At 66.9% G+C, this 25,502-nt stretch carries 23 protein-coding genes; 10 read left to right on the forward strand and 13 right to left on the reverse strand.

Annotated elements, in window-relative coordinates; all coding sequences use genetic code 11:
• The first annotated feature begins 15 nt into the window (after positions 1-15).
• The 5 genes from F3H41_RS21310 to ileS all read left to right on the forward strand — a co-directional run bounded on the left by F3H41_RS21310 (position 16) and on the right by ileS (position 7,620).
• On the forward strand, positions 16-642 hold the full coding sequence (locus F3H41_RS21310) for a hypothetical protein (RefSeq protein WP_188129478.1): 627 nt from the start codon (positions 16-18) through the stop codon (positions 640-642).
• A gap of 287 nt (positions 643-929) precedes the next feature.
• Positions 930-2,318 (forward strand): chromate efflux transporter, encoded by a 1,389-nt coding sequence (gene chrA / locus F3H41_RS14870; RefSeq protein ID WP_244616214.1) that lies wholly within the window; start codon positions 930-932, stop codon positions 2,316-2,318.
• A 102-nt stretch (positions 2,319-2,420) separates the two neighbouring features.
• Entirely contained in the window at positions 2,421-3,269 is an 849-nt protein-coding gene (locus F3H41_RS14875; RefSeq protein ID WP_149739475.1) for a TIGR01459 family HAD-type hydrolase, read from the forward strand.
• A gap of 10 nt (positions 3,270-3,279) precedes the next feature.
• Positions 3,280-4,260, forward strand: a complete 981-nt coding sequence (locus F3H41_RS14880) for a bifunctional riboflavin kinase/FAD synthetase (protein ID WP_149739476.1) — start codon at positions 3,280-3,282, stop codon at positions 4,258-4,260.
• A gap of 378 nt (positions 4,261-4,638) precedes the next feature.
• Positions 4,639-7,620 carry an isoleucine--tRNA ligase gene (ileS, locus tag F3H41_RS14885; RefSeq protein WP_149739477.1) on the forward strand — a complete coding sequence of 994 codons (2,982 nt, stop codon included), beginning with the start codon at positions 4,639-4,641 and terminating at the stop codon, positions 7,618-7,620.
• Between the two features lie 244 nt (positions 7,621-7,864).
• Here the strand turns inward: ileS and lpxK are convergent, their stop codons facing one another.
• The 6 genes from lpxK to F3H41_RS14920 form a co-directional block, all read right to left on the reverse strand.
• Entirely contained in the window at positions 7,865-8,914 is a 1,050-nt protein-coding gene (gene lpxK / locus F3H41_RS14895; RefSeq protein WP_149739478.1) for a tetraacyldisaccharide 4'-kinase, read from the reverse strand.
• A 93-nt stretch (positions 8,915-9,007) separates the two neighbouring features.
• A complete protein-coding gene (locus F3H41_RS14900; protein WP_149739479.1) occupies positions 9,008-9,757 on the reverse strand; it encodes an HAD family hydrolase in 750 nt (249 codons plus the stop codon).
• 97 nt (positions 9,758-9,854) lie between these two features.
• A complete protein-coding gene (gene waaA / locus F3H41_RS14905) occupies positions 9,855-11,174 on the reverse strand; it encodes a lipid IV(A) 3-deoxy-D-manno-octulosonic acid transferase (RefSeq protein ID WP_149739480.1) in 1,320 nt (439 codons plus the stop codon).
• Between the two features lie 196 nt (positions 11,175-11,370).
• Complete coding sequence (locus tag F3H41_RS14910; protein ID WP_149739481.1) at positions 11,371-11,607, reverse strand: DUF4170 domain-containing protein; 237 nt, start codon at positions 11,605-11,607, stop codon at positions 11,371-11,373.
• A gap of 58 nt (positions 11,608-11,665) precedes the next feature.
• Positions 11,666-12,484: a 3'(2'),5'-bisphosphate nucleotidase CysQ gene (locus F3H41_RS14915; protein ID WP_149739482.1), complete on the reverse strand. Its 819-nt coding sequence runs from the start codon at positions 12,482-12,484 to the stop codon at positions 11,666-11,668.
• The gene (locus F3H41_RS14920) at positions 12,471-13,817 is read right to left on the reverse strand and encodes a TldD/PmbA family protein (protein WP_149739483.1); all 1,347 of its coding nucleotides are present in this window, start codon (positions 13,815-13,817) and stop codon (positions 12,471-12,473) included. Before F3H41_RS14920 ends, F3H41_RS14915 begins: the two co-directional genes overlap by 14 nt.
• A 102-nt stretch (positions 13,818-13,919) precedes the next feature.
• Here F3H41_RS14920 and F3H41_RS14925 point away from each other — a divergent pair, with 102 nt between their 5' ends.
• The gene (locus F3H41_RS14925) at positions 13,920-15,737 is read left to right on the forward strand and encodes a monovalent cation:proton antiporter-2 (CPA2) family protein (RefSeq protein WP_149739484.1); all 1,818 of its coding nucleotides are present in this window, start codon (positions 13,920-13,922) and stop codon (positions 15,735-15,737) included.
• A 336-nt stretch (positions 15,738-16,073) separates the two neighbouring features.
• Here the strand turns inward: F3H41_RS14925 and F3H41_RS14930 are convergent, their stop codons facing one another.
• From F3H41_RS14930 to F3H41_RS14940, 3 genes are all read right to left on the reverse strand, one after another.
• Entirely contained in the window at positions 16,074-16,934 is an 861-nt protein-coding gene (locus F3H41_RS14930) for a patatin-like phospholipase family protein (protein ID WP_149739651.1), read from the reverse strand.
• Between the two features lie 188 nt (positions 16,935-17,122).
• Positions 17,123-17,680 carry a 16S rRNA (guanine(966)-N(2))-methyltransferase RsmD gene (rsmD, locus tag F3H41_RS14935; protein WP_149739485.1) on the reverse strand — a complete coding sequence of 186 codons (558 nt, stop codon included), beginning with the start codon at positions 17,678-17,680 and terminating at the stop codon, positions 17,123-17,125.
• Positions 17,680-19,821 (reverse strand): pseudouridine synthase, encoded by a 2,142-nt coding sequence (locus F3H41_RS14940; RefSeq protein WP_149739486.1) that lies wholly within the window; start codon positions 19,819-19,821, stop codon positions 17,680-17,682. The genes rsmD and F3H41_RS14940 overlap by 1 nt, the downstream gene beginning before the upstream one ends.
• Before the next feature lie 97 nt (positions 19,822-19,918).
• On the opposite strand from F3H41_RS14940, the gene F3H41_RS14945 reads away from it, so the two are divergent.
• The 4 genes from F3H41_RS14945 to F3H41_RS14960 all read left to right on the forward strand — a co-directional run bounded on the left by F3H41_RS14945 (position 19,919) and on the right by F3H41_RS14960 (position 21,703).
• Positions 19,919-20,416 carry a nucleoside deaminase gene (locus tag F3H41_RS14945; RefSeq protein ID WP_149739487.1) on the forward strand — a complete coding sequence of 166 codons (498 nt, stop codon included), beginning with the start codon at positions 19,919-19,921 and terminating at the stop codon, positions 20,414-20,416.
• 31 nt (positions 20,417-20,447) lie between these two features.
• On the forward strand, positions 20,448-20,678 hold the full coding sequence (locus tag F3H41_RS14950; RefSeq protein WP_244616215.1) for a DUF4160 domain-containing protein: 231 nt from the start codon (positions 20,448-20,450) through the stop codon (positions 20,676-20,678).
• Positions 20,675-21,094, forward strand: coding sequence for a DUF2442 domain-containing protein (locus tag F3H41_RS14955; protein ID WP_149739488.1), 420 nt, complete (start codon positions 20,675-20,677; stop codon positions 21,092-21,094). Before F3H41_RS14950 ends, F3H41_RS14955 begins: the two co-directional genes overlap by 4 nt.
• Positions 21,095-21,187: 93 nt before the next feature.
• On the forward strand, positions 21,188-21,703 hold the full coding sequence (locus F3H41_RS14960; RefSeq protein ID WP_149739489.1) for an isochorismatase family protein: 516 nt from the start codon (positions 21,188-21,190) through the stop codon (positions 21,701-21,703).
• Here the strand turns inward: F3H41_RS14960 and F3H41_RS14965 are convergent.
• The 4 genes from F3H41_RS14965 to mutL all read right to left on the reverse strand — a co-directional run bounded on the left by F3H41_RS14965 (position 21,691) and on the right by mutL (position 25,364).
• The gene (locus F3H41_RS14965; protein ID WP_149739490.1) at positions 21,691-22,200 is read right to left on the reverse strand and encodes a GNAT family N-acetyltransferase; all 510 of its coding nucleotides are present in this window, start codon (positions 22,198-22,200) and stop codon (positions 21,691-21,693) included. The genes F3H41_RS14960 and F3H41_RS14965 overlap by 13 nt on opposite strands.
• Positions 22,201-22,266: 66 nt before the next feature.
• Positions 22,267-22,884: a hypothetical protein gene (locus F3H41_RS14970; protein WP_149739491.1), complete on the reverse strand. Its 618-nt coding sequence runs from the start codon at positions 22,882-22,884 to the stop codon at positions 22,267-22,269.
• A 215-nt stretch (positions 22,885-23,099) separates the two neighbouring features.
• Positions 23,100-23,324, reverse strand: coding sequence for a DUF2093 domain-containing protein (locus tag F3H41_RS14975; RefSeq protein ID WP_149739492.1), 225 nt, complete (start codon positions 23,322-23,324; stop codon positions 23,100-23,102).
• 114 nt (positions 23,325-23,438) lie between these two features.
• Positions 23,439-25,364 carry a DNA mismatch repair endonuclease MutL gene (gene mutL, locus F3H41_RS14980; protein ID WP_149739493.1) on the reverse strand — a complete coding sequence of 642 codons (1,926 nt, stop codon included), beginning with the start codon at positions 25,362-25,364 and terminating at the stop codon, positions 23,439-23,441.
• Positions 25,365-25,502: the final 138 nt, after the last annotated feature.

Consider the following 25,502-nt stretch of genomic DNA (forward strand, 5'->3'; position numbering starts at 1 on the left):
GTCGCTCTCTGCCACATGCAGTTGTTGCTGCAGGAGTGCGACTTCAGGGTAGCTTGCGCGAATGTCCTCGACGGTTCTTTTGATCTCGACCACATCCTCTCGAACACTCCCGAGAGCATTCGCCATTTCGAACATGAGGCGTGGTTCGAGCTGGCGATAATAATTGTCGTCTTCGACCGCGGCCTCGATACCGGCGCGGACAACGTCTCGCGCAAAGCGGTAGGGCAGTGTTCCGCTGGCAGCAGTACCGAACAGGTCAGGATAGGCTTGTCCCAGCCCCGTCATGATGACCGTGACGGCGCGGTCCGCAAAGCCCTCGCGACTGACTGCGGATGCAGCCAGCGCTTTGTGGTCTATGATGCAACGTTCCAGGCCATCATTAAGGGCCTCATTGGCGGCGACAAGATCAGATCGAATGGCAAAATTGCCATCACCGCCAGAAACCAGATCGCCGTAGCTTTTGAGAACCTCTGCCTGGAGACGCGCGCGGACACGTTTGCATTCCGGCCCGAATTTCTGTCTGCGGCCCAAAACGAACCCGACAAGGGCAGCCGCGCCAACACTTGCCTCAATAGCTCCAGAGGGCACCCTGCCCAAGGCAACGGCGGCGGAGCCGACACAAACCGCTGCGATCTTCTCTAGTCCGGTCTCAAAAAAACGCACGTCGCTTACCCTCATCGGCAACAGACTTACTATTCATGGCCGAAAGTGCAATTCAAGCGATAGATTGGGAGAGACTATCTCGCTTTCGGGAGTAAGGCGTGCTGTGGATCGCAATGCTAAAGAAGCCTGCATGAATGTGGGCGAGGCCGCGTCCCTTCCCGCCATCGCGCGCCGCATGTTACATCCCTGTCACATCCCCGCTCTAACACCCGCCCCATCTGCCGGTGACCGACGAGGCACCGGGGATGCGCGTGGGGAGAGACGGCATGCAGGGAAGAATGGACGGCATCGGGCCGGGCGCGACGGCCGCTGCCGCAGGGGCCACGCCCACGCCCCCCAGCTTCGCCGAGCTCACCCGCGTCTTCGCCCGCATCGGCCTTCTCTCCTTCGGCGGCCCGGCCGGGCAGATCGCCTTGATGCACCGCGAGGTGGTGGAGGAGCGGCGGTGGATGTCGGAGAGCCGGTTTCTGCATGCGCTCAACTATTGCATGCTGCTGCCCGGCCCGGAGGCGCAGCAACTGGCGACCTATATCGGCTGGCTGCTGCACGGCACGCGCGGCGGGGTGGTCGCGGGGCTGCTGTTCATCCTGCCGGGCTTTGCCGTCATTCTGGCGCTCTCGGCGGCTTACGCGCTGTTTCAGGACACCCACTGGCTGGAAACCGTGTTCTACGGCCTGAAGGCCGCCGTGCTCGCCATCGTCATCGATGCGCTGCTGCGCCTTGCGCGCCGCACGCTGAAGACGGCCTTGGCGCGCGCCCTTGCGGCCGGCGCCTTCCTGGCGCTCTTCGTCTTCCAGCTGCCCTTTCCGCTGGTGGTCGCCGCCGCCGGCCTTATCGGCTTCCTCCTCTCGCGCCGCGACGAACGCAAGGGCACGGCCACGCTCGCCCCGCCCGAGCCCGATCCGGTGCCCATCACCTCCGCCCCGCCGACGCTTTCCCATGCTGCCAAAACGCTCGCCGCCTGCGGCCTGCTGTGGCTCGCGCCCTTCGCGCTGATCGCCGCCATGCTGGGGGCGGGGTCGGGCGCCATCTTCACCGCCATCGGCGCCTTCTTCTCCAAAATGGCCGTCGTCACCTTCGGCGGCGCCTATGCCGTACTCTCCTATGTCGCCCAGCAGGCGGTGGAGGTGCATGGCTGGCTGAAGCCCGGCGAGATGCTCGACGGGCTGGCGCTGGCCGAAACGACGCCGGGGCCGCTTGTGCTGGTGCTCGCCTTCGTCGGCTTCATGGGCGCCTTTCGCGGCGCCACGGGGCTTGAGCCGCTGACGGCGGGGCTCTTGGGCGCCACGCTGACCGTCTGGGTCACCTTCGTGCCCTGCTTCCTCTGGATCTTCCTCGGCGCGCCCCATGTCGAAAAACTCCGCCAGAATGTCGCGCTCTCCGGCGCGCTCTCTGCCATCTCGGCCGCGGTGGCCGGCGTCATTCTCAATCTCGCCCTCTGGTTCGCGCTGCACATCCTCTTTGCCCGCGTCACGCGGCTGGAGGCCGGCCCCGTCTCGCTGCCGCTGCCCGAGCTTGCCAGCATCGATCCCGGCGCCGTGGCGCTCACCATCCTCTCGGCGGTGCTGCTGATCGGCCTCAAGCGTGGCGTCGTCACCACGCTCGCCATCTCCGCCGCCGCCGGCATCGCGCTGAAGCTTGGCGGCCTCGCCTGAGGCGGTGTTTGGCCACGCCGGCCATTTTTTACGGCCCGCGGCTTGTAATCTTTCCGCTTCCTTGCAATGTCAGGCGCTTGGAAAGCTTGCCGGAAAGACTGGATGACCCCTCGCATCACTGCCCTCAGCGATCTGTCAAACCGCTACGACGTGGTGCTCTGCGACGTCTGGGGCGTCCTGCACAATGGCGTGGCCGCCTTCGCCGAAGCCTCCGAGGCGCTGATGGCCGCTCGCCGGCGCGGCGTCACCGTCGTGCTGCTCACCAATTCGCCGCGCCCCAATCCCAGCGTCCTGACCCAGCTGCGCGGCCTTGGCGTGCCGGATGAGGCCCATGACCGCATCGTCACCTCGGGCGATGTGACGCGGGCGCTGATCGCCACCGCGCCGCGCCGCATCTTCTTCATCGGCGCCGAACGGGATCTGGCGCTGATCAACGGTCTCGATGTCGAGCTGGTCGGCGCAGACAGCGCCGAGAGCATCGTCTGCTCCGGCTTCTTCGACGACGAGACCGAGACGCCGGCCGATTACCGCGCCACGCTGTCGGGTCTTGCGGCGCGCGGCGTGCCCTTCATCTGCGCCAATCCCGATCTCGTGGTCGAGCGCGGCGATCGCATGATCCCCTGCGCCGGGGCGCTCGCGGCGCTCTACCGCGAGCTTGGCGGCGAAACGGCGATTGCCGGCAAGCCATACCCCGCCATCTACCGCGCCGCCCTTGCCGAAGCCCGGGCGCTGCGCGGGGCGCTCGATCCGCGCCGCGTCATCTGCATCGGCGATGGCATGCCGACCGACGTGAAGGGCGCGCAGGATTTCGGCCTCGATCTTCTCTATATCTCCGGCGGCATCCATGCCGGCGACTACACCGCCGAGGGGCGCATCGACGAGCGCAAGCTGAAGGCCTTCCTCGCCCGCGAAGGTGCAACGCCGACCGCCTGGATGCCGCGTCTCGCATAGGGTTTCCACCATGACCGTCTTCCACCGCAACGAAACCCGCCAGCCCCTGCCGGAACCCCTGAAGGGCGGCGTCATCGCCATCGGCAATTTCGACGGCGTGCATCGCGGCCACCAGGCCGTGCTGGCCCGTGCGCTGGACGAGGCCCGCGCCCGCGGCGTGCCGGCGCTGGTGCTCACCTTCGAGCCGCATCCGCGCTCCGTCTTCCGGCCGGATATGCCGGTCTTCCGCATCACGCCTGCGCCGCTCAAGGCCCGCATCCTCGAATCCATGGGCTTCAGCGCCGTCATCGAATATCCCTTCGACCGCACCTTCTCCGAGATGACGGCACGCGCCTTCATCGAGAGCGTGCTGCTCGACTGGCTGCACGCCTCCCACGTCGTCACCGGCTTCGATTTCCACTTCGGCAAGGGCAGGGAAGGCGGCCCGGCCTTCCTGATGGCCGCCGGCGCCGAGGGTGGTTTCGGCGTCACGCTGGTCGATGCCTTCCGGGATGAAAACGCCGCCGTCATCTCCTCCAGCCACGTGCGCGCCGAACTTGTCGCAGGCGACGTCGTGGCCGCCGCCGGCATGCTTGGCTATCGCTACACGGTGGAATCGGAGGTCATCCACGGCAAGGCGCTCGGCCGCACGCTCGGCTATCCCACCGCCAACATGCGCCTTGCGCCCGAGGTGGCCCTGCGCACCGGCATCTACGCCGTGCGCTTCCGCATGGCCGATGGCACGCTCTACAATGGCGTCGCCAGCTTCGGCCGCCGCCCGACGGTCGACAGCAACGGCGAGGCGCTGCTCGAAACCTTCGTCTTCGATTATTCCGGCGACCTCTACGGCCAGATCTGCGCCGTCTCCTTCTTCGGCCATCTGCGCGACGAAATGAAGTTCGATGGCCTCGATGCGCTGGTTGTGCAGATGAAGCAGGACGACGCCGAAGCCCGCGCCCTGATGGCCGGCGTCCGGCCCCTCAGCGAAATCGACCGGCGGCTGTGCTTCTGATCAGAGGCGGTGGGTGGTTGCCCTTTCTCCTCCGTCATGGTCGGGCTTGACCCGATCATCCATGCGGCAAATGCAGTGGACGAGGCTTGGATCCTCGGGTCAAGCCCGAGGATGACGGCGAGAGGCGGAACCAGCAGCCCATCACCACCCCTTCAGCCTCTTCCCTTCCACCGCGAAAAGCCGTAAAGACCGCGCCATGACGTTTCATCGGCCGATCATCGATCTGCGAATTACCGGCCCGGCCTTCCGCGTTCTCTGAGCGAGGCCGGAGGGTCCGGGTTTTCGGGTGTGCCGAGGCTGCCCGTTTCACGTCTTCATTTTTCTTTGCCATGCCGTGCGCCGATCCTCCGGGCGCCAGAGAGAACCGATAGCAGAGCCATGACCGATAAAACCGCCGATAAAACCGCCGAGACCACCAAAGTCGATTATTCCAAGTCGCTCTACCTCCCCGAAACCGATTTCCCCATGCGCGCCGGCCTGCCGCAGAAGGAGCCGGAGACGGTGAAGCGCTGGCAGGAGATGGGGCTTTACAAGAAGCTGCGCGCCTCGGCCGCCGGCCGGGTGAAATTCACCCTGCATGACGGCCCGCCCTATGCCAACGGCAACATCCATATCGGCCACGCGCTGAACAAGATCCTGAAGGACGTCATCGTTCGCTCCTTCCAGATGCGCGGCCGCGACGCCGCCTACGTGCCCGGCTGGGACTGCCACGGCCTGCCGATCGAGTGGAAGATCGAGGAAAAGTACCGCGAGAAGGGCAAGAACAAGGACGAGGTGGAGATCAACGAATTCCGCCGCGAATGCCGCGAATTTGCCGAAGGCTGGATCGGCGTGCAGGCCGGCGAGTTCAAGCGCCTTGGCATCGAAGGCGATTTCGACAATCCCTACACGACGATGGCCTACCATTCCGAGGCCCGCATCGCCGGCGAACTCTTGAAGATCGCCAAGTCCGGCCAGCTCTATCGCGGCTCCAAGCCGATCATGTGGTCGGTGGTGGAACGCACGGCGCTTGCCGAGGCCGAGGTCGAATACCACGAGGTCGAGAGCGACACGATCTGGGTGAAGTTCCCGGTGATTAATGGTGCAGATCTAAATGTATCGGCAGCTCGCGAGCGTATGCCGAATGGTCAGATCTTTAACGCGTCAATGTTGGGTAATGCATCTGTTGTTATTTGGACTACAACTCCTTGGACTATCCCTGGAAACCGTGCCATTTCCTTCTCATCTCGGTATTCGTACGGACTTTATGAAATCCAAACGGCGGTGAATGATTTCGGCCCTCGCCCTGGCGAGTGGCTTATCTTTGCCGATAGGCTGGCGGAGGAGTGTGCAGCGAAAGCAAAGGTCACTCTCAAACGATTGACATTTGTTGATGCAGACGAATTGAAGCAAATCGTTACAGCCCACCCGCTCGCGCATCTCGGCTACGACTTCGCCGTCCCGCTGCTCGACGGCGACCACGTCACCGACGATGCCGGCACGGGCTTCGTGCACACGGCGCCCGGCCACGGCCGCGAGGACTTTGACGCCTGGATGGCGTCTGCCCGCGCCCTCGAAGCCCGTGGCATCTCCGCGAAGATCCCCTTCACCGTCGACGACGCCGGCTTCTACACTGCCGAAGCGCCCGGCTTCGGTCCGGATGCCGAGGGCGGTGCCGCGCGCGTCATGGACGACAACGGCAAGAAGGGCGATGCCAACAAGCGCGTCATCGAGGCGCTGATCGCGGCCAACAACCTGTTTGCCCGCGGTCGCATCAAGCATGATTACCCGCATTCCTGGCGCTCCAAGAAGCCGGTTATCTTCCGCAACACGCCGCAATGGTTCGTCTACATGGACAAGGATCTCGGCGACGGCTCGACGCTCCGCACCCGCGCGCTCGGCGCCATCGACGACACCCGCTTCGTTCCCGCCATGGGCCAGAACCGCCTGCGCGGCATGATCGAGCAGCGCCCGGACTGGGTTCTCTCGCGTCAAAGGGCGTGGGGCGTTCCGATCTGCGTCTTCGCCAATGAGGCCGGCGATATCCTGCGCGACGACGCGGTCGATGCCCGCATCCTCGAAGCCTTCGAGGCCGAAGGCGCCGACGCCTGGTTCGCGGAAGGCGCGGCCGAGCGTTTCCTCGGCAATGCCTACGATCCCGCCGAGTGGAAGCAGGTCCGCGACATCCTCGACGTCTGGTTTGACAGTGGCTCCACCCACACCTTCACGCTGGAGGATCGCCCGGAACTCAAGTGGCCGGCCGATGTCTATCTGGAAGGCTCCGACCAGCATCGCGGCTGGTTCCATTCCTCGCTGCTCGAAAGCTGCGCCACGCGTGGCCGCGCGCCCTATGATGCCGTCATCACCCACGGCTTCACCATGGCCGAAGACGGCCGCAAGATGTCGAAGTCGCTCGGCAACACCGTGACGCCGCAGGATGTGATGAAGGAATCGGGCGCCGATATCCTGCGCCTCTGGGTCATGAACACCGACTACTGGGAAGACCAGCGCCTCGGCAAGACCATCATCCAGACCAACATCGACGCCTACCGCAAGATCCGCAACACCATCCGTTGGATGCTCGGCACGCTCGCCCATGACACGGGCGAGGAGATCGCCCATGCCGACCTGCCGGCGCTCGAAAAGCTGATGCTGCATCGTCTGGCGGAACTGGATGAGGTCGTGCGCGCCGGCTACGACGCCTTCGACTTCAAGCGTGTCGTGCGCGCGCTCTCCGACTTCGCCAATGTGGAACTGTCGGCCTTCTACTTCGACGTCCGCAAGGATGCGCTCTACTGCGACGCCCCGTCGTCGCTGCGCCGTCGCGCGGCCCTGCATGTGATCCGCAAGCTGTTCGAAAGCCTGGTCGTCTGGTTCGCCCCCATGCTGCCCTTCACCATGGAAGAGGCCTGGCTGTCGAAGAAGCCGGATGCGGTCTCGGTGCACCTCGAGCAGTTCCCTGAGATCCCGGCCGACTGGAAGAACGAGGCGCTCGCCGCCAAGTGGGCAAAGATCCGCACGGTCCGCTCCGTCGTCACCGGTGCGCTGGAAATCGAGCGCCGCGAAAAGCGCATCGGCTCCTCGCTGGAAGCCGCGCCCGTCGTCCACATTGCCGACGCCGAGCTGCTGGCGGCCCTGAAGGGCGAGGATTTCGCGGAAATCTGCATCACCTCGGACGTGACGATCGTCGAGGGTGAAGGCCCGGCGGATGCCTTCCGCCTCGCCGATGTCGCCAAGGTCGTCGTCGTCCCGGCGCGCGCCGAAGGCACCAAATGCGCCCGCTCCTGGCGCATCACCAAGGATGTCGGCTCCGACCCCGCCTACCCGGATGTCTCGGCCCGCGATGCCGCAGCTCTCCGCGAGCTTGGCTTCACGGGGTGATGGGAGAGGGTGCGGCGTTTCCTTTTGAGCGCCGCACCCCCCTCTGTCCTGCCGGACATCTCCCCCACAAGGGGGGAGATCGCCCAGAGGCATGCTCCCCACGATGAATTGAGGCTTCTCGGTCTGCAAAATGCCGCGTGGGCGGGAAGCCCGCGCGCCCATCCAATCTCCCCCCTTGTGGGGGAGATGCCCGGCAGGGCAGAGGGGGGTGTGATGTTCCGCATGGACAGGCCCAAGCCTCCCACTACCCCCGCCAGCCAACCCCGCCCTCGGCCAGCCGCCGCGTTTTCGCCCGCGCCAGCGTTTCGGTGATGATCTTTGCCGGCGCCAGGGGATCGTCGAACCCCATCTCGATCGTGAGCACCAGCGAGCGTGCCGCGAGGTCTGCGGCAAGCGGGTTGGAGCGCTCCAGCCGCACCTCGTCCTTGGCGGTCGTCACCAGCGTCAGCCCGTCGCGCTCGGCACGGGCGAGAAGATCGGCGATCTCGTCGTCTGAGAGCACGTGGTGGTCGGGAAAGCTGACGGTGTCGACGATCTCGGCGCCGACGGCTGCCAGCGAGCGGTGAAACTTGGCGGGATCGGCAATGCCCGCCCAGGCCAGCACCCGCCGGCCAGCCACCTCCGCCCCGTTCAGCACCGAGACGGCGGCACGGAAAACGCCCTTGCCGGCGCGGGCGGCGCGGCGCACCTCGGGGTCCGCCGCCTCGCCGTCGCCCACCTTCAGGAGCGCGCTCGCATGGCGCATCTGCACGGCCAGCGGCGCGCGCACCGGGCCGGCCGGCACGACGAACCGGTTGCCGATGCCGCGCCCGCCATCCACGACGACGAGGGCATAGTCGATGACGAGCCGTGCGCTCTGGAACCCGTCATCCATGATGATGAGATCGGCGCCCGCCTCGATCAGCCGGAGCGCGCCCTGCAGCCGCTTGCGGCAGATGACGGTCAAGGCCTCGCGGGCGAGCAGCAGCGGCTCGTCGCCGACATCGCGGGCGCGATGGTGGGCCGGATCGACCAGCGTCGTCACGTCGAGCGTGCCGCCATAGCCGCGGCTGAGGAAGCCGGGGTTAAGGCCCATGCCCCTGGCGGCACGGGCGATCGCAAGCGCGGTCGGCGTCTTGCCGGCCCCCCCGACGGTAAAATTGCCGATGCACAGCACCGGCGCCGGCACGGAGCGCCGCCGCGCCCGGTTCATGCGCGCGCCCGAGACAGCGCCATAGGCAAGCGCCAGCGGCGCCAGCGCAAATGCCTGCCAGCCGGCCTTCATCCACCAGAAGGGCGGTGCCTCTGATACCATCTCGTCCGATTCCCTCCGCCGCGCACCCCGCCCGGCGCGACACAAAAGGCCAGAACGGCTGCGTTTGCAAGTCGTTCCCGCCCCGCCGCCGCCTCACAGCACCCGGTGAAGCTCGGTGATATCGGCGAGTACGTGGTCGGCGGCGGCGGCAAGGCTTTGGGGGGAACCGGTTCCGGTCAGCACCGCGACGGTGAGGCCGACGCCGGCGGCGCGGCCCATATGGAGATCGTGATTGTTGTCGCCGACGACGGCCACCTGCCGCGGATCAAGGCCGGTCGCGGCGCAGAAGCCGAGCACCATGCCGGGTTCGGGCTTGATGCCGTAGCCGCTGTCGTAGCCCGCGACAAAGTCGAGGCAGTCGGTAAAGCCGAAGCGACGGGCCGTCTCGCGGATCGAGCGCTCATTGTCGCTGGAGGCGACGCCGAGGCGGTAGCCGGCCGCCTTCAGCCCCGCGAAGAAGGCGCCGAGATCGGTGACGGGGGTGGAGTAGTCGGCGGCCATGGCAAAGAGGTTGTCGAACGCGATGGTGAGGTCGGCAAGCGAGAGCGGCGAACCGGCCGCGATCATGCCCTCGGCGATCTCCACCGTATTGCCGGCGGCCAGCAGGCTGTCCGGCGTCACATATCCGGTGTCCGGGTCCATGCCGGTCTCGGCAAGAATGGTGCGGGCGAGCGCCTCGTCGCCCCGCGCGGCGCGCCGGCCGAGCTCGTAATTGATCGGCACCCAGCTCTTCGCATAGTCGAGCAGTGTGCCGTCCTTGTCGAAGAGAATGCCGGCAATGCGCTGCCGGCCGGCCGGGTCCAGGGGCGCGGCTTTGGTATCGGCGCGGTGGGCGTCACTCATCTTGGCTTCCTTCGGGCAGGGACGGTTAGGGACGGAGAATAGCCGGGGAAGGGCGGCGCGCAACTGCCCGGCTGCGCCGTCGCAAGCGGCCGTCGCGTCAGGCGCCGCGGCCGTTCGGCAGTTGCAGCCGGGCCTTCATCGTCAGCGGATTGAGATAGGGCTCCAGCCCGCGCAGGGTTGCCGAGAGCGCGCCGCGCATCTCGTGCACGCTCTGCTGGCCCGCATCGATCATGCCGTGACGCACTGCGTCGTTGGCGAGGAGATAATGCACGCCCTTGGCCAGCATCTCGACGTCACGGATGATCTTGGCGCTGCCGCTGCGCGTCAGGGTCTGATAGGCGTCCCGGAAATTCTGCACATTGGGACCGGAGAGGATGGCGCAGCCGAGCATGGCCGGTTCCAAGGGGTTCTGTCCGCCCTCCGCAAACAGCGAGCGGCCGACGAAGGCGACATCGGTGAGGCGCAGGTAAAGCCCCATTTCGCCGATCGTGTCGCCGAGAAAGACGTCGACATCCGGCGTCAATGCATCGCCACGCGTGCGGCGCGCCACCTTCAGCCCCTGCGCAACGAGGGCGGCTTCCACCGCGTCCGACCGCTCCGGATGGCGCGGCACGATGATCGAGAGCTGGCCGAGCCGCTCCTTCAGGGCCCGGTGCACGGTGCCGGCGGCCGCCTCCTCGCCCTCGAAGGTGGAGATGGCGGCCCAGGTCTTGCGGGCGCCGATCTGCTGGCGATAGGCAGCAAGGGTCGCGGGATCGTGGGGCGGCGCGTCGGTATCGACCTTGAGGTTGCCGGACACCATCACCGGCAGCACGCCAAGCGCCGTAAACCGCTCCGCGTCGATATCGGATTGGGCAATCACCAGCGCCAGATTTTCGAAGATCGCATCGGCAATCGCCGGGCGCCGTTTCCAGCGGTTGAAGGTGCGGTCCGACATGCGGCCGTTGACGAGCACCTGCGGGATATGGCGGGCGCCGAGCTCCATGATGGTCATCGGCCAGATCTCGCTCTCGGCGATGATGGCGAGATCCGGCTGCCAATAGTCCAGAAACCGGCTGACGGCGGGCTTCAGGTCGATCGGCACATATTGGTGGATGACCGTATCGGCCAGGCGCTCGCAGACCACCTTGGCGGAGGTGCGCGTTCCCGTCGTCAGGATCACGGAGATGCCGCGCTTGCGCACCTCGCGGATGAGGGGCACGACGGAAGCCGTCTCGCCGACGCTGGCGGCGTGAAACCACACCAGCGGGCCCTCCGGCCTTGGCTGGCTCGCATGGCCATAACGTTCGCTGCGGCGCTTGGGATCTTCCTTGCCGCGCGCGGTGCGCAGTGCCAGATAGCTCCAGATGACGGGCGCAAGCGCCTGCCCGGCCAGCCGGTAGGTGGAAAGCATCGCGCGCGCATACAACCTGCTCATACCGTCATCATTCCCCTGACGTCGCCGGCATTTCCTTGAGGGGAAGACGGCCGCCCCTTGCAGACTGAGCCCGGAGCAAAGAGGCTCGCACGGGCGCACACGCTGCCCTGCCGCCATTCCCCACAGATACGGCGGATTTCAGGCATGCGCCTGGGAGGCCCGCGGCCGGCGCCGCTTTTACCCTTCGTTTCGACGCTTATTCGCTGCCGGGATCGAGCAGGCGGTGCATGTGAACGATGAAATAGCGCATATGCGCATTGTCGACCGTCAACTGCGCCTTGCTCTTCCACGCGGTCAGTGCCGACGCGTAGTCAGGGTAGATGCCGACAATATCGAGCTTCGACAGGTCACGAAATTCGAGGCCGGTCAGGGTGGTCAGTTCGCCGCCGAAGACGAGGTGCAGCAGTTGCTTCTTTTCAGAGGTGTCGGGCATCGGAAATCCATCGTTCAAACCGCTTTCAGGGCTGGTTTGGGGCATTCCGCCGCAAAGGTCAATGCCCTTCCATGGCCTGTCCGGCGGCGATCAGCCCGGCCAGTCGGTCATTGGCTGCGGCGCACAGGACGGGGTGTTTGACACTCGCCCTGTTGTAGGTCAGCGGGCTGGCATCGAGCATCTGCAGCGTGCCGCCGGCTCTCTCTAAAATCAGATCTGCGGCCGCCAGATCCCAGTCGTGGGAGCCGGTCTTGACGATGGTGGCATCGATCCGCCCGTCCGCGACCATGGCGAGGCGATAGGCGAGCGAAGGAACATGCTGGACGCGGCTGACGCCGGTGCGAAAGCCGGGTTCGAGCCGCGCGATCATGTCCTCGGCGGAGGCGACTTTCAGGGCCGCGTCGCCTTCCCGCGCCACGCCAATGACCGTGCCGTTCTTCAGCGCCGGCCCGTCAAGCGTTGCCTGGAAGATCTCGCCGAGTGCCGGCGCATAGAGTACGCCCGCCACCGGCCGGCCGGCATGCACGACGGCAACCGAAACGCACCACAGATCCTTGCCGGCAATGAAGGCACGGGTGCCGTCGATGGGATCGACCACGAAAAGCGTCTCGCAGGCGAGCCGCGCCGGATCGTCGTCCGTCTCCTCCGACAGCCAGCCGTAATTCGGCCGGGCCGGCAGCAGCATCTCCTTCAGCACGTCGTTTGCCGCAAAATCCGCCGCGCTGACGGGCGAGTGGCCGCCATTCTTCCACGTCACCTCCGGCGCATTGCGGAAATAGCCGAGCGCCGTGCGACCGGCCTCCTGCGCGGCGCGGGTGATGAGATCGAGATCGCCGGCAAAGGGGCCAGGGGCGGATGGCGCGTCACGTGCCGGCAAGGGTCATGCCTTCGATGGCGATGGTCGGGGCGGCCACGCCATATTTGCGGTCGATGTCGTTGGCCGGGGTGATGGCCATGAACATCTCCTTGAGGTTGGAGGCGATCGTCACTTCCGAGACGGCATAGGTCAGTTCGCCATTTTCGATCCAGAAGCCGGAGGCGCCGCGCGAATATTCGCCCGTGATCATGTTGACGCCCTGTCCGATCAGTTCGGTGACGTAAAAGCCGGTGCCGATCTGCCGGATGAGGTCTTCGGGCGCGATGCCGCCCGGTTCAAGCGCGAGGTTGGTGGGCGAGGGCGAGACGCTGTTGCCGCCGCGCACCCCGCGCCCGTTGGTTTCAAGGCCGAGCTCGCGCGCCGTCGAGGTCGAGAGGAACCAGTGGTTCAGCACGCCATCCTCGATCATCACGAGGCGCTCCCCCGTCACGCCCTCGCCGTCGAAGGGCCGCGAAGAGGAGCCGCGCACGACGAGCGGATCATCGGTGATCGAGAGGCCCGATTTCAGCACCTGCTTGCCCATGCGGTCGCGCAGGAAGCTCGTCTTGCGGGCAACGGAGGCGCCGTTGATGGCACCGGCGATGTGGCCGACGAACCCGCGCGCCAGGCGCGGATCGAAAACCACGGTCAGGCCCTTCATGGTCGGCACCTGCCGGGGATTGAGGCGTGCCACGGTGCGCTCGCCCGCCTTGCGGCCGATATCGGCGGCATCGCGCAAGTCGCGGTAGTAGAGGCGGCTGTCGAAATCGTAGTCGCGCTCCATCTTCGTGCCTTCGCCGGCGATAACGCTGACGGAGCGGCCGAAACGGCTGGCGCTGTAGGCGCCGGAAAAGCCGTGCGAGGTGACGAGCACCAGCCCGCCGGAGCCGGCCGAGGCACCGGCGCCACTGGAATTGGTCACGCCCTTGACCGCAAGCGCCGCATCTTCGGCCGCGAGCGCCGCGTCGGTCAGCGCCTCCGTCGAGACCTCGGTCGGATCGAAAAGCTCGAGATCGCGGATGGTTCTGGCAAGGCGCGCTTCCTCGGCAAGGCAGGCATAGGGGTCTTCCGGCGAGGCTTTCGCCATGGCGACGGCGCGTTCGGCGAGCACGCCGAGATCGAAGCCCGGATTGGCCGAAACGCTGGCAACGCGCTTGCCGACGAAGACCCGGAGCGAGAAGTCATCGCTCTCCGACGCCTCGGTGGATTCCACCTTGCCGAGACGCACGGCGACGGAGCGGGAGCGGCCGCGCACCACGACGGCATCGGCCGCATCGGCCCCCGCCTTTCGCGCACGCTGGACAAGGTCTTCAGCGCGGGCAAGCAGCGCGGCGGAATCGATCTCTTCGGTCATGATTTGGCCTTTCATTCCCTTCCCATTTATTGTGCAGTGCCGGGGGCATCAAGGGCTCGCACCTGATTCCCTCTCCCTTTCGAAAAGCGAAGACCTCATTCCATGGCCACGTCCTCCGTAATGTATTCGCAGGCCCTGCTGCTGCTTGGCGGCGCCGTCATCTCCGCGCCGCTGTTCAAGCGGCTCGGTCTCGGCACCGTTCTCGGCTATCTCGCCGCCGGCGTCATCATCGGGCCGATCGCCGCGCAGATCACCGAAGGGGAGCAAATTCTGCACGTCGCCGAACTCGGTGTGGTCTTCCTCCTGTTCATCATCGGGCTGGAACTGAAGCCATCCCGCCTTTGGCAGATGCGGCGCGACATTTTCGGCCTCGGCACCGCGCAGGTGCTGATCACGGGCGCGGCGCTCTCCGCGCTCGGCTTCTATTGCGGCCTGCTCAACTGGGAGGGCGCGATCATCGCGGGCTTCGGCCTTGCGCTGTCCTCCACGGCCTTCGCCATGCAGATCCTCGAGGAGAAGAACGACATCAACACGCGCTACGGCCAGCGCGCCTTTTCCGTCCTGCTGTTGCAGGACATGGCGATCGTGCCGCTCCTGGCGCTGATTCCGCTTCTGGCCAACCAGGCGCCGGAGGCAACGACGACCCCGCTGCAGGATTTTTCCATCGCGCTCATCGCCATCGGCGGCGTCGTGGCGGCCGGGCGGTATGCGCTGAACCCGCTCTTCCAGATCATTGCCCGCACCGGCGCGCGCGAGGCGATGATCGCCGTGGCCCTGCTGGTTGTCATGGGCGCCGCGACGGTCATGCAGGTGGCCGGCCTTTCCATGGCCATGGGCGCCTTCCTTGCCGGCGTCATGCTGGCCGAAAGCAGCTACCGGCATGAGCTCGAGGCCGATATCGAGCCCTTCCGTGGTATCTTGCAGGCGCTGTTCTTCATGGCGGTGGGCCTCTCCCTGCAGCTTGAGGTCATCAAAGAGAACTGGATGTTCATCCTCCTGGCCGTGCCGGTCGTCATCCTCGTCAAGGGCGTCGTCGTCTACGGCCTCTGCCGGGCGACGGGCTCGGGCCACAATGATGCGATCCGCATCGCCGCGCTTTTGCCGCAGGGCGGCGAGTTCGGCTTCGTGCTCTTCACCACGGCGGCAACCGCGGGCATTTTCACCGACGGCACCGCTTCGCTTCTCGTCGTTGTCGTGACCGTTTCCATGGCGCTGACACCAGCCGTCACCGCGCTGGCCGGCCTGACCGTGAAGGACGTCGCCGACCGCGAGGAACTGGAGGAGGATTTCGAGGGCGCCGGCGCCGACGTGCTGATGATCGGCTTTTCGCGCTTCGGCCAGATCGCCTCGCAGATCCTGCTTGCCGGCGGCCGTGACGTGACGATCATCGACCATTCCGCCGCCCGCGTTCGCCAGGCCGCCACCTTCGGATTCCGTATCTATTTCGGCGACGGCGCGCGGCTCGACGTGCTGCGCGCCGCCGGCATCGAAAAGGCCAAGATCGTCGCCGTCTGCACCCAGAAGAAGGAGATCACGGATCGCATCGTGGCCCTGGTGCAGGCGGAATATCCCAATGCCCGCCTCTTCGTGCGCTCCTATGACCGCCTGCACACGCTGGAACTTCGGGCCGCCGGCGTCGACTATGAGCTGCGCGAAACCTTCGAGTCCGGTCTCGTCTTCGGGCGCACCACGCTGGAAGCCCTCGGCATCGGCGACGACGAGGCGCTGGCCATCACCGACGACATCCGCCGCCGCGACGAGGCCCGTCTCGACGCCCAGGCCGTCGAAGGCATCACCGCCGGCCGCCATATGCTGCATTCCAAGCCGGTGCGTCCGGAACCGCTGGTCAAGCCGAAGAAGGACCACGCCCACACAGCCGAGGAAGGCCGCGAACTGCCCGAGGTGGAAGAGGTGCGGTAGGGGCAGGGTAGGGATTGGTGGCTGAGTTGTGCCTTGCTCTGCGCCCCCCGTGTCAGCTCTGGCCTGCCCCTTGATCACCCCACCCCGGCGCAAGCGCCGACCCGGCCCCTCAAGGGGCGGGTGGGAGGATGCCGCCGCCACACACGCCCTACCTCGCCGTGAGGGGAGAAGGCTGCACCCGCACACTCCCTACCTCCCCTTAAGGGGGAGGTCGCCGCAAAGCGGCTGGTGGGGTGATGCGCCGGTGCGGCGCAGCAGACGCATCGGGCCGGGTTAGGCTCTTCTACAGCGCCCGGCAGGGCAGAGAGGGGGTAGACCCCACGTACAGCGGCCCCCTTACAGACCGCCCACGCGCCCCGCCATCACCGCATCCAGCGCCCGCTTCAACTCGTCGCGAATGCCCTGCGTGGCGGCCAGCACCTCGCCCGCGCGCAGGAAGTCCAGCACGCGGAAACGGTTGACGTCCGGGCGCAGCAGGATGTCCGGGGCGCCTGCCTTCAGCTTCATGGAAATGATCGACTGCATCAAAAGCTGCGTGGCGCCGAACAGGCTGTCGATGCGGGTCGGCATCGTCTCGCCGTCGCCATCGGGGCCACCGACCACGTCGACGGCGATGACGATGTCGGCCAGCGCGCGCAGATGGTCGAAGGGGATGGGATTGTAGATGCCGCCATCGATCATCACGCGCCCGTCGATTTTCACGGGCATGAAGACGGCGGGGATGGCGCAGGAGGCGGCGATGGCCGGGAGCACAGGCCCGCGCTCGAAGATCGTCTCGTGCATCCCGTAATAGTCGGTCGCTGTCACCTTCAGCGGAATGGCAAGGCCTGAAAAATCCTCCGGGATAGTCTCCGGCAGAAAGGCTTTGAGGATCCGCTCGATGTTGAACTGGCCGAAGCGGAAGCCATTGGTCATGGCCTGGCTGAGGGTCGTCGGCCTGAGGCTCCAGAGGCGGTTGAAGACCTCGCCGCGCCGCCCGACCGTGGCGAGCGTATAGTCGCGGATGTCACGGCCCGGCATGCCCGCCGCCATGCCGGCCCCCATGATGGCGCCGATCGAGGAGCCGGCAATGGCCACCGGGCGGATGCCCATCTCGTCCAGCACCTCGATGACATGCAGATGCGCCAGCCCGCGCGCCCCGCCACCGCCGAAGGCCACCGCGACGGTCGGCCCGGATGCGCGTGGCGAGAGTGGCATGCCGACGGGAAGGGCGCTGGCCTCAGGGATGTCGCTGGACTGAGGGGTCTGGTCGGCCATGGCGCGCTCTCGCTCCTGTCATGTCGTTCGGGCCCGCCCCGCGTCTGGAAAGCGCAGCGGAACGCGCTGTGCACGAATGTAGCGGCAAGCGATGACGGGCGCATGTGGCCAAAGCGCGGCGGTGAGGTCTACCCTTCGAAGCGGTAGAAATGCATGCGCGTGTCGCCAAATTCCCGCATGTCGAGAAAGGCGCAGCGTTCCGGCAGAACGGACACCACATCCGCGCGCTCTTCCAGGATGATGAGCGCCCCCGGCACCAGCCAGCCGCCGGAAATGGCCGCCGCGATCGCCTTTTCGCCAAGCCCCTGCCCGTAGGGCGGATCGGCAAAAAGCAGATGGAAGGGGTCGAGATTACCGACCTTGCCGAGATCCGTCGCATCCCGGCGCAGGATCCGGGCGCGGCCTTGCAGGCCGAGCGTCTCGATATTGCTCTGGATGATGCCGCGCCCCTCGACGCTCTGCTCGACGAGAATGCCGGAGCGGCAGCCCCGCGACAGGGCCTCGATGCCGACGGCGCCGGTGCCGGCAAAGAGGTCGAGAACGCGCGTACCCTCCAGCACGCCCGCATGGGCATGCTGGAGAATGTTGAAGAGGCTTTCGCGCGTGCGATCCGTGGTCGGGCGGATCGCATCCGACTTCGGTCCCGCCAGCGCGCGACCGCGAAACTCACCGCCGACGACGCGCATCAGGCGCCCCGGCCGCCGCGCGGGCCATTGCCGCCGGGACGACCGCCGGAGCGGTTGCCACCTGGACGACCGCCGGGACCCTTGGCCCCTGGACCTTTGCCACCGAAGCCGCCCTTTCCGCCCGAACGATCACCCGATGGCCGATCACCGGAAGGACGGTCGCCACCGGCGCGCGGACCCTTGCTGAAGCCGGGCTTGCCGAAGGATTTGCCGGACGACGCGCGTCCGCCACCCTCGCCATCGGCGCTGCTTCCGAAGCTGCGGCCCTTGCCGGGTCCCTTGCCGAAGGACGGCTTGCCATCCCGGCCGCCGAAGCCCGGCTTGCTGTCCCGGTCAACGAAGCGCTTGCTGCCCCCGTCTGCGCGGTCGCCGAAGCTGCGCGGGCCCTTGCTGAAGGACCCCCGCTCGCCATCGCCGCGGGCCGGGCGCTCGTCGCGCCCCTCGCTGCGGTGCGGGCCGCGGGCGTCGCGATCGCCGCTGCCGCCGAAATCGCGGCGCGGGCCACGGCCACGCTCACCGCCCCGCTCGCCATCGCGCTCGTCGCGGCGCTGCGGCCGGTCGGCGCTGCGGATCCAGTCGCTGTCGTCCTCGTCGCGGTGAATGACCGGGCGCGCCGCATCGGCGCGCGCCTGACGCTCGGCCTTGCGGTCCGGGTCGAACTTCGCGCCCGTGCGGTTGGTCTTGCCATCGGCCGACTTGCCGTAGCGCTTGCCGCGCGGCCGGTCATCCTCGCGGCGGATGATCGGTTCTTCCGATCCATCCTTCTCGGTCTTTTCGGCGATCGGGCGGGCGCCCGGCGCCATCCAGACATTGGCGGTGCGGGCGCGCTTGGCCGGCACGCGGGCCGGCCGGTCGTCGCGCCGCTCATCGCGTTTGCCGTCCCGCCGGTCATCGCCGCGTGCGCCAAAATCCTTGCCGCCACGGGCCGGCCTGGTGTCGAGGCGGGCGCGGCCCTCCTCGCGGCGCTCGCCCTTGTCCATGCGGCGCTGCGGCCGGTCGGAGAAGGCTTCCTTCTTCCAGTCGTCGCGGCCGGAAGGACGCGTGTCGTCACCCTCGCGGGCCGGACGGCCGTCGAAGCTGTCGGTGCCGTCATTGTAGATCGGCGCATCGAAATTGGCCTTGGCCTCATCGATGAGGCGGGGCCCGAGCTGGTCGCGCAGCATGCGGCCGCGCACTTCCTGCACGCCGCCCTCCGGCAGGTCGCCGAGCTGGAACGGACCGTAGGAGATGCGGATCAGCCGGTTCACGTCGAGGCCAAGCGCGCCGAGCACGTTCTTGATCTCGCGGTTCTTGCCTTCGCGCAGACCCATCGTCAGCCAGACGTTGGAGCCCTGCGTGCGGTCGAGCGTCGCGTCGATGGCGCCGTAGAGCACGCCGTCGACGGCAATGCCCTCCTTCAGCTTGTCGAGCTCGGCCTGGTCGATCTCGCCATGGGCGCGCACGCGGTAGCGGCGCAGCCATCCGGTGGTCGGCAGCTCCAGCACGCGGGCCAGACCGCCGTCATTGGTGAGCAGCAGCAGGCCCTCGGTGTTAATGTCGAGGCGGCCGATGGAGAGCACGCGCGGCAGCTCCTCCGGCAGGTTTTCGAACACGGTCGGGCGACCCTCGGGGTCGGAGTTGGTCGTCACGAGGCCGGCCGGCTTGTGGTAGAGCCACAGGCGCGTGCGCTCGGGGCCGCGCACCGGCTCGCCATCCACCAGCACCTCGTCAGACGGGGTGATGTTGACGACGGGCGTGTCGAGCAGCTTGCCGTTGAGGGTGATGCGGCCTTCGCTGATCATCCGCTCGATGTCGCGGCGCGAAGCGACGCCGGCGCGGGCCAGCACCTTGGAAATGCGCTGCGGCTCGTCATTGACGGCGGAGGCGACGGGCGCATCCGCGGCCTTCGGCCGCGAGGTTTTCGCACGCGGCGCATCGCCGTCCTGCGGGCGGGGTTTGCGCTTCTGCACGTCGCTGCCGCCCTTGGCTGCGTAGGAGCCTTTGCTCCCATCCTTGCCGGCGAACGGCTTGTCGCCACGACGCGGGCCATCGCCGCCGAAGGAGGCGCTGCGGGGTGCGGATTTTCCGCCGGGCTTCGCACCCGGCTTGCGGCCTGTCGCCTTTGCGGCGCCCGGCTTCTTCGGCTTGTCTTTGTCTGTCATTTGTGTTGCCTGCCTTTTGGCGCTCTCCTATCAGGTCGGGGCCTTGCGGTTAAGCGGAAAGTTGCGGGCAAACCGGGCCCGGACGCGGAAGAATCGGATGACGGACGGCGAAAAGACGGTTTTGGAGGCGACGCCCGGCTCGCTCTTCATGCAGCGCGCCTTGCAGGAGGCGCGTGCGGCGGCGCTACGCGGCGAGGTGCCCGTCGGCGCGGTGGTTGTGCTCGATGGCGAGTTCATCGCCGCCGCCGGCAACCGCACGCGCGAGCTCTCCGACGTTTCCGCCCATGCCGAACTGCTGGCGATCCGTCAGGCCGGCGCCCGGCTCGGCAGCGACCGTTTGCCCGGCGCCGACCTCTACGTGACGCTGGAGCCGTGCACCCTCTGCGCCGCAGCCATCTCCTTCGCCCGCATCCGCCGGCTCTATTACGGCGCCGAAGACGAAAAGGGCGGCGCGGTCGACAATGGCGTGCGCTTCTTCTCCGCGCCCACCTGCCACCATGCGCCGGATGTCTATTCCGGCCTTGCGGCGACGGAAGCGAGCGAGATCCTCAAGGCGTTCTTCCGGGAGCGGCGGGAGGGCTCGAGCGAGCCTTGATCGAAAAACCCAACCGGATGGGTTATATGGAATGATAACGGTGTTGAAAGCCGCTGGACTTCGGTTTGTGATCTTCAAGGACGATCATGAGCCGGCCCACGTCCATGTGTTCGGTGATGGCGAGGCGAAGATAAATCTGGTGGGCGCGGCCGACGTCACGCTGGTCTGGGCGCGTGGCATGAGCCGAAGTGACGTTCGCCGGGCGATACAGATCACGCGTGAGCAGCGCGATGTCTTTCGAGCGGTGGAGAGATTTGCATGAATGAGTTGACCGATGCCGAAATCGATGCGGCCTTGGCGCGTGAAGCGGCCGCTGTAACGCCCGCCACCCGAGCGAGCGCGGCGCGCTTTGATACTGCGAGCCGCCGGACCGTGATCGAACTCGCCAACGGTGCGCTCTTCGCCTTTCCGCCGGAGCTTGCGGAGGGGCTGCGCAACGCATCGGACGAGGCGCTGGGCGACATCGAAATTCTCGACGATGGCACCGGTCTGCACTGGGAAAAGCTGGATGTCGATTTCACCGTGGCCGGCCTCGTTTCCGGCATTTTCGGCACGCGACGCTGGATGGCGCAACGCGCCGGGGAAGCAAGGTCGGACGCAAAGGCCCGCGCAGCCCGTCTGAACGGAAGCAAGGGCGGGCGCCCGAAAAAGGTCGCGCATGGTGGCCGCCAGCCGTGACGTGACACCGTCGTCAGGCGAAATCCTGTCCCCACCCAGTGTCAGCGGAAAAGCCGGGTGATAAAGAGGGGGCCAACCCAAGGAGCACCCCCAATGACCCGTACCCTTCTCGTCATCGATGTCCAGAACGACTACTTCCCCGGCGGCCATCTGCCGCTCTGGCAGCCGGAGGAAACCGAGGCGCGGATCGTCGACGCCATCGGCGCTGCGCGGGCGCGCGGCGACAAGGTGGTGCTGGTGCAGCATGTCTCGCCCGAGGCCGAGGGCCTGTTTGCGGCCGGCAGCCAAGGCGGCCAGATCCGCCCGGCCATCCTCGCTGCCGCCGGCGATGCGCCGGTGGTGACGAAAGCCCATGCCGACGCCTTCCAGGAAACCGACCTCAAGACCCATCTCGGCGGAACGAGCGAACTCTTCATTTGCGGGATGATGACGCAGAACTGCGTGATCTTCACGGCGCTGTCGGAGCTCGCGCACGGCTTGACGATCAAGGTGATAGGCGATCTCTGTGCTGCGCCGAGCGAAATCGTTCATCTCATTGCGCTGAATGGCCTGGAATCGAAGGGCTATGTCGTCGGTACGGACGCGCTTGGGCCCGCTCAGGCGTCCTGATCACCCGTTTTCATCGCATCGCCATCGGCAAAGGCGGCGAGATCGTCGCCGGTCAGGCGATAGCGGATCCATTCGCTCTGCGGTTTGGCGCCGATGGCGTCGTAGACACGAATGGCCGGTGCATTCCAGTCGAGCACCGACCATTCGAAGCGCCCGCACCCTTCGGTGAGCGCGATGCGGGCGAGGTGGCGCAGCAGCGCCTTGCCCGCCCCTGTGCCGCGCGCTTCGGGCGCCACATAGAGATCTTCGAGATAAAGACCCTTGCGGGCCTGCCAGGTGGAGTAGCTGTAGAAGAAGATGGCAAAGCCGACAGGCCTTCCGTCTTTCTCGGCGATCACAGCCCGCGCGGCCGGCTTGGGGCCGAACAGCGTGTCCGTCAGGCTGTCCACCGTCGCATCGACCGCGTCGGCAGCCTTCTCGTAGGTCGCGAGATCGATGATGAAACCGAGGATCACAGGCGCATCGGCCCGCACCGCATCGCGGATTGTCAGGGTCATGGGAAAAGCGCCTGATCTTGAAGAGACATCACGGCGACGCACGAAGCGCCGTCACGGGCGTCCGGATCAGAAGGGCCAGTACCACTTGCTGCCGGTGTTCTTCATCTCCGCTTCCTGCTTGCGGCGACGCTCCTTGACCCTTTCCGGTTCGCCGAGATCGGCAACGGCCTGTTCCGGCAGCTTGCGATATTCGAGCGGCGGATCGGAGAGGAATCGGCGTTTGTCGGAATAGGCGCCCATCTGGATCCGGCGGGCCTCGCGATAGGCCTCCTGCTGCTCCTTGGCGCTCAACTGGCGGCCGTTCGCGCTGGCCTTGGCAAGCGGCGAGACGTACGTGGTGCTGCCCTTGTTGGCATCAGCCTCCTCGCGCAGACGCTGGCGCGTCTCCTCGGGCGATTCGACCCAGGCAGGATTGTTCTCGCGGCTGGCGAGCGTCGCCTGTGGCTGCACCAGAGTCGCGGCTTCCTTGCCCGGTGGCAGCACGAGGCCGGCGCGCGGCTGGTATTTGGTGTTGGTCTTGTTGGTGTCGGGCGTGAACGCGAGTGTCGAGCCGAGATCGTCCACCAGATGTTCGGCCGCGGTCTTGTCGGTGCCGTAGGTGGGGCTGCTCATGCAGCCGGAGAGTGCCGCCGTGCCGGCGAGCATCGCCACCAGAGAGCCGTAGACCCGAACCTTCGCCATCATCGCATGAACCCTTCCAGCACTGCCGGTACGCACGCCATCGTCAACGGACGCCCTCATGGCCCCGTGGCGGAGGAATCCGCCAAATTTCAGGCAGCTTTACCGGATGGAAGGGGCAAGCGCAATCGCGCCCGCACGATTGTCGGGGCTCCCGCAGCTTCAGTGACGCTTCGTCTGGCACGCCGTCAAGATCCGGCAAGGCCCTGGTGCGGCCCGGCTCAGGCCTGATCCGGCAGGCCTCCGGCCCGGCGTTCTGCCTCCAGCGAGGCGGCGGCATCGCTGTAGGCTTCCTGGCGGGCGACACTCCAGTAGCGCAACTCGTCGACCGGGATCTGTCGGCCCGTGACGGCGCAGATGACATGCGAGCCGGCCAGCAGAATCTGGTAGTCGCCATCCTGGTAACGGATCTTTGCTTCGCGCATGCCGCCATCGAACCGGTTCATCGTCTGCCTCTCGTCCTTCGTCCACCGGGACAGGAACCCGGCATTGGCGGCCCGGGCCGCCCCTTGCCTCCGGCATAGACCCTCGTATGGCGGCTTGCCAAGCCTTTCCGTCCCTCAACTGCGGCCAAAGAGACGTTCGATATCGGAAAGCTTCAGCTCGATATAGGTGGGGCGGCCGTGATTGCACTGGCCGGAGCCGGGCGTCGCCTCCATCTGCCGCAGCAGCGCATTCATTTCCTCCGCGCGCAGCCGCCGCCCGGAGCGCACCGAGCCGTGGCAGGCCATGGTGGCGGCGAGGTAGTCGAGCCGTGCCGCGAGCCCCCCGGCCGTGTCCCATTCGGCCAGTTCGTCAGCCAGCTGCCGCACCAGCCCCACAGCATCCATCTCGCCCAGCATGGACGGCGTCTCGCGCACGCAGACCGCGCCCGGCCCGAACCGCTCGATCCCGAGCCCGAGGCGCGAAAAGCTCTCGGCATGCGCCATCAGCCGGTCGCAATCTTCCTCCGGCAGGTCGATGATCTCGGGGATCAGCAGCGCCTGGGCGGGAATGGCGCGTTCGGCAAGCCCCTTGCGCATGGCCTCAAACACGAGCCGCTCATGGGCTGCGTGCTGGTCGACGATGACGATGCCGTCGCGGGTCTGGGCGACGATATAGTTCTCGTGAAGCTGCGCCCGCGCCGCGCCAAGCGGAAACTGTTCGGCGCTCACCTCCGGCGCGGATGCCTGGCCTGTCGCCATCTCGACCGCTGGACCGCTGCGCGCCGACGGCGCGGCAAAAGCCGCAAAGCCACCCTGCGCCGCCTCGGCAAATCCCCATCCGGACGGTGCCGCCGCAGCGTCGCCCTGGATGCGCTCGCCACCTCCTGCCGACAGGGGGCGCGAGGGCGACATTGCCGCCGTCCAGGGCGAGGCGGGCCGCGCCGCGCCAAAGCCCGCACCCCCGCCAAAACCCGCACCCCCGCCAAAACGGTGTCCGCCACCGGGCGCGCCGCCCATGCCGTTTTCCGGCCGGAACGCGCGCATCAGGCCGCTCGCGCCGGTCGTTGCGGCCCGGTCGCCTTCCCTGGCCAGGGCCTCGCGGATCGCGCCGACGATCAGCCCGCGCACCAGTGCCGGATCGCGAAACCGCACATCGGCCTTGGCGGGATGCACGTTGACGTCCACCAGCGCCGGATCGATCGCGATCGACAGGACCGCGACCGGATAGCGCCCGTGCGGGATGGTCTCCGCATAGGCACCGCGAATGGCTGAGAGAATCAGCTTGTCCTGGACGGGGCGGCCGTTGACGAAGGCGAACTGATGCAGCGAATTGCCGCGATTGTAGGTGGGCACGCCCGCAAAGCCGGTCAGCCGCACCTCTTCCCGCTCGGCGTCAAGGCCGATCGCATTGTCGCGGAAATCCTTGCCGATCACCTGCGCGATCCGGGCGAGGCGGTCGTCACCGACCCCGGAAAATTCAAGCGTGGTGCGATCCGAGCCCGACAGCACGAAACGGATTGCGGGAAAGGCAAGCGCCATGCGCCGGACGATCTCGGTGATCGCCGCCGCTTCGGCGCGCTCGCTCTTTAGAAATTTCAGCCGGGCTGGCGTGGCGAAGAAGAGGTCGCGCACCTCGACGACGGTGCCGGGATTGGCCGCGGCCGGCCGCACGGGCCTCAGCGCGCCGCCTTCTACGGCAATCTCATGGCCCTCGGCTGTGCCCGGCTGGCGCGTCGTGATCGACAGGCGCGCCACCGAGCCGATCGACGGCAGCGCTTCGCCGCGAAAGCCGAGCGTGCGGATGTCGAAGAGGCTGTGCGAGAGCTTGGAGGTGCAGTGTCGCCGTACCGCCAGCTCCAGATCCTCCGGCGTCATGCCGCTGCCGTTGTCGGTGACGCGCAGCAGCCCCTTGCCGCCGCCGGCCGTGGCGATCTCGATGCGCGTTGCGCCGGCGTCGATGGCGTTTTCGATCAATTCCTTCGCCGCGCTGGCGGGGCGCTCGATGACCTCGCCGGCGGCGATCTGGTTGATCAGGGTTTCGGGAAGCTGCTTGATGATCATGCGCCATTTTCGGGGATTCGCCCACGTAAGGAAAGGCGGTCGCCCGGTTTTTCCCATGGGACGGCGCGGCGCAACGCCCGCTCGTCGGAAGCGACAAGCTCCGGTCAAGCATTGGTCGTCATGATGGCTGAAGACCCT

Source organism: Rhizobium sp. RU20A, assembly GCF_900155885.1.
GTDB lineage: Bacteria > Pseudomonadota > Alphaproteobacteria > Rhizobiales > Rhizobiaceae > RU20A.

Coding starts and splice junctions, on each gene's coding strand:
- ileS (WP_149739477.1), top strand. CDS start 4,639: ATGACCGATAAAACCGCCGATAAAACCGCCGAGACCACCAAAGTCGAT.
- F3H41_RS14975 (WP_149739492.1), bottom strand. CDS start 23,324: ATGAACCGGTTCGATGGCGGCATGCGCGAAGCAAAGATCCGTTACCAG.
- F3H41_RS14970 (WP_149739491.1), bottom strand. CDS start 22,884: ATGATGGCGAAGGTTCGGGTCTACGGCTCTCTGGTGGCGATGCTCGCC.
- rsmD (WP_149739485.1), bottom strand. CDS start 17,680: ATGCGCGTCGTCGGCGGTGAGTTTCGCGGTCGCGCGCTGGCGGGACCG.
- F3H41_RS14965 (WP_149739490.1), bottom strand. CDS start 22,200: ATGACCCTGACAATCCGCGATGCGGTGCGGGCCGATGCGCCTGTGATC.
- F3H41_RS14910 (WP_149739481.1), bottom strand. CDS start 11,607: ATGCCCGACACCTCTGAAAAGAAGCAACTGCTGCACCTCGTCTTCGGC.
- F3H41_RS14940 (WP_149739486.1), bottom strand. CDS start 19,821: ATGACAGACAAAGACAAGCCGAAGAAGCCGGGCGCCGCAAAGGCGACA.
- lpxK (WP_149739478.1), bottom strand. CDS start 8,914: ATGGTATCAGAGGCACCGCCCTTCTGGTGGATGAAGGCCGGCTGGCAG.
- F3H41_RS21310 (WP_188129478.1), top strand. CDS start 16: ATGCAGTTGTTGCTGCAGGAGTGCGACTTCAGGGTAGCTTGCGCGAAT.
- F3H41_RS14925 (WP_149739484.1), top strand. CDS start 13,920: ATGGCCACGTCCTCCGTAATGTATTCGCAGGCCCTGCTGCTGCTTGGC.
- F3H41_RS14950 (WP_244616215.1), top strand. CDS start 20,448: ATGATAACGGTGTTGAAAGCCGCTGGACTTCGGTTTGTGATCTTCAAG.
- F3H41_RS14930 (WP_149739651.1), bottom strand. CDS start 16,934: ATGCCACTCTCGCCACGCGCATCCGGGCCGACCGTCGCGGTGGCCTTC.
- F3H41_RS14960 (WP_149739489.1), top strand. CDS start 21,188: ATGACCCGTACCCTTCTCGTCATCGATGTCCAGAACGACTACTTCCCC.
- mutL (WP_149739493.1), bottom strand. CDS start 25,364: ATGATCATCAAGCAGCTTCCCGAAACCCTGATCAACCAGATCGCCGCC.
- F3H41_RS14920 (WP_149739483.1), bottom strand. CDS start 13,817: ATGACCGAAGAGATCGATTCCGCCGCGCTGCTTGCCCGCGCTGAAGAC.
- F3H41_RS14955 (WP_149739488.1), top strand. CDS start 20,675: ATGAATGAGTTGACCGATGCCGAAATCGATGCGGCCTTGGCGCGTGAA.
- chrA (WP_244616214.1), top strand. CDS start 930: ATGCAGGGAAGAATGGACGGCATCGGGCCGGGCGCGACGGCCGCTGCC.
- F3H41_RS14900 (WP_149739479.1), bottom strand. CDS start 9,757: ATGAGTGACGCCCACCGCGCCGATACCAAAGCCGCGCCCCTGGACCCG.
- F3H41_RS14880 (WP_149739476.1), top strand. CDS start 3,280: ATGACCGTCTTCCACCGCAACGAAACCCGCCAGCCCCTGCCGGAACCC.
- F3H41_RS14945 (WP_149739487.1), top strand. CDS start 19,919: ATGACGGACGGCGAAAAGACGGTTTTGGAGGCGACGCCCGGCTCGCTC.
- F3H41_RS14875 (WP_149739475.1), top strand. CDS start 2,421: ATGACCCCTCGCATCACTGCCCTCAGCGATCTGTCAAACCGCTACGAC.
- waaA (WP_149739480.1), bottom strand. CDS start 11,174: ATGAGCAGGTTGTATGCGCGCGCGATGCTTTCCACCTACCGGCTGGCC.